The 3,088-nt window shown below is 72.1% G+C and carries 1 protein-coding gene; it reads left to right on the forward strand.

Annotated elements, in window-relative coordinates:
* Positions 1-3,088 (forward strand): type I polyketide synthase (locus A5673_RS22750; protein ID WP_156748504.1); only part of this gene is annotated, 3,088 nt, incomplete at both ends.

Here is a 3,088-nt window from a genome sequence, read left to right on the forward strand (position 1 = left end):
CCCCCAACGGGCCCGCCCAGCAACGCGTCATCACCCAGGCCGCGGCCAACGCCGGCGTCGCGCTCGATCAGGTCGACATCGTCGAGGCGCACGGCACCGGCACCACCCTGGGCGACCCGATCGAGGCGGGCGCGCTGATCGCCACCTACGGCACCGCCCGCGACGCCAAGCACCCGCTGTGGCTGGGATCGATCAAATCCAACATCGGCCACACCCAGGCCGCCGCCGGGGTTGCCGGGATGATCAAGATGATCGAGGCCCTCAACCACGACACCTTGCCCCCGACGCTGCACGTCGATCAGCCCAGCCCGCACGTCGACTGGTCGGCCGGCACGGTGCGCCTGCTCACCGAGGCGGTGGCGTGGCCGCACACCGATCATCCCCGCACCGCGGCGGTCTCCTCGTTCGGCATCAGCGGCACCAACGCCCACGTGATCCTGCAACAGGCCCCCACTCCAGAGCCGGCCGAGCCCACCGAGGAGAGCACCGACTTCCCGCTGCGGATCTGGCCGGTGTCGGCCCGCACCCCCGCCGCGTTGAGCGCGCAGGCCGAGCGGCTGCACCAGCATCTGGTCGGCCACCCCGACCTGGACCTCACCGACGTGGCCTACAGCCTGGGCGTCACTCGCACCCACCACTCCCACCGGGCGGTCATTGCGGCGTCGGCCTCGAGCGCCGACCCCCGCGAGGACCTGCTGGAGGCGCTGGCGGCGTTGCGCGACGGCCAGCCGCACCCGAACCTGACCGGCCACCATTACCTGGCCCACCTGCGGAGCAAGACGGTGTTCGTATTGCCCGGCCAAGGCGCCCAATACCCGGGCATGGGGCGCGAGCTCTACGAGCACCACCGCGCCTTCGCCGCCACCGTCGACGCCTGCGACGACGCGTTGCGCCCCTTCGTCGACTGGTCGGTGCGCGACGTCCTGGTGCAGGATCCCGCGGCGCCGGCGTTGGATCGCGTCGAGGTGGTGCAGCCGGTGCTGTTCACCATGATGGTGTCGCTGGCGGAGGCGTTGGCCAGCTACGGCATCGTCCCCGACGCAGTCATCGGGCACTCGCAGGGAGAGATCGCGGCGGCGTACATCGCCGGGGTGCTTCCGTTGCCCGACGCCGTCAAGGTGGTGGCGTTGCGCAGCCAGGCGCTGAGCGACCTGCGCGGCACCGGCGGCATGGCCTCGGTGCTGCTGGACGCCGAACAACTACGGCCACGCCTGCAACCCTGGGGCGATGCGCTGAGCATCGCGGCGATCAACGGCCCGTCGCACACCATCATCAGCGGTGACCCCACCGCGCTGGAGGAGTTCACCGCGGCCTGCGATCGCGACGGCGTCCACATCCGGCACATCGCGGTCGATTACGCCTCGCACTCCGCTCAGGTGGAACCGGCACGCCAGCGCCTCCTGGCCGGGCTGGCCGGCCTGATACCGGTGCCGGCGCGCATCCCGCTGTATTCCACAGTCGGACGGGCGCTTTCGGCCGATCCGCTCGACACCACCACCATGGACGCCGACTACTGGTACCGCAATCTGCGCAAGCCGGTCCGGTTCCACGACCGGGTGGTCGAGCGCCTGGCCGCCGGCGAGTGCACGTTCGTGGAGCTCTCGCCGCACCCGGTGCTGGCCCCGGCGATCACCGACACCCTGGCCCAGGCCGCGGGGCGCACGCAATCGTCGGTGGTCATCACGCTGCACCGCGACCACCCCGACCAAGACAGCCTGGCCACCACGCTGGCGCAGCTGCACAACCACGGCCACAGCCCGTCATGGTCGGCGCTGTACCCGCACGCGCGCACCGTCGCGTTGCCCACCTACCCCTTCGAACACCGCCGCTACTGGCTGAACCCCGCCCCGGCCGGCGACGCCGGCGGCCTCGGCCTCGACCGCGCGGAACACCCCCTGTTGGGCGCCGTCGTCGGGCTGGCCGACCAAGACCAGTTCATGATCAGCGGGCGGCTCTCGACCGGCACCCAGGGCTGGCTGGCCGGCCATCAGGTCAACGACACCGTGCTGTTCCCGGCGACCGGGTTCGTCGAGGTGCTCCTGCGGGCCGGTGAGCTGGCGGGCTGCCCGACGATCGACGAGCTGGTCCTGCATACCGCCCTGACGCTGTCGGAGCAGGCCCCGGCCGATCTGCAGATCCTGGTGCAACCGCTCGACGAGCAGGGTCGGCGCCCGTTTACCGTGCACTCGCGCCCCGGCGGTCAGCTTGCCGACGCGTGGACGCTGCACGCCAGCGGCGCGCTGAGCGCCGATCAGCCCATCGCCGGCACCGCCACTCCCACACCGGGTTTCGAGGCGCTCGACCAGGACGACTTCTACGACGGGCTGGCCCAGCGCGGCTACCGCTACGGCGGTCCGTTCCGGTCGGTGCGGGGCATCGGCACCGACCCGGCCCGCCCCGACGTCGTGTACGCCGAGGTGGCGTTGCCCGCCGGCACCGATGTCGCCGGCTACGGCATCCACCCCGCCCTGCTCGACGCCGCCCTGCACCCGTTGGCCGCCGTCTTGGACCGCGTGGCCGACCCGGCGTCGCTGCGGGTGCCGTACGCGTTCACCGGGGTCACCTTGTATGCCACCTCCGCCAGCCAACTCCACGTGCAGCTGACCCGCATCGGCGAGGACACGTTCGAGCTGCGCGCCACCGACCCCACCGGCGCGCCGGTGATCACCATCGGCGCGTTGACGCTGCGCGCCGTCTCCGACCAGATCGGCCGGCGTTCGCTGGCCGGGCTATCCGACAGCCTGTTCGAGCTGACCTGGCCGTCGGCGCCCGAACTGGCCGGCCCGGCGGGCGGCCAACCACCGGCGTGGGTCGAGGACCTCGCCTCGGTGACCGCGCCCCCGGAATTGGTGGTCTGGCCGGTGCCTCGCGCCGACGAGGCGGATCCGCTGCGGCGGGTGCACGGCCTGACCCGCGAGGTGTTGGCCCAGTTGCAGGGTTGGTTGGCGCGGCCCGACGCCGCCCAGAGCCATCTGGTGGTGGTGACCCGTAATGCGGTCAGTGTGAGCGCTTTTGACCGTGTCCCCGATGCGGCGCACGCCGCGGTGTGGGCGCTGATCCACACCGCGCAGAACGAGCATCCCGGGCG

The organism is Mycobacterium sp. E3198 (assembly GCF_001667015.1).
Taxonomy (GTDB): Bacteria; Actinomycetota; Actinomycetes; order Mycobacteriales; family Mycobacteriaceae; genus Mycobacterium.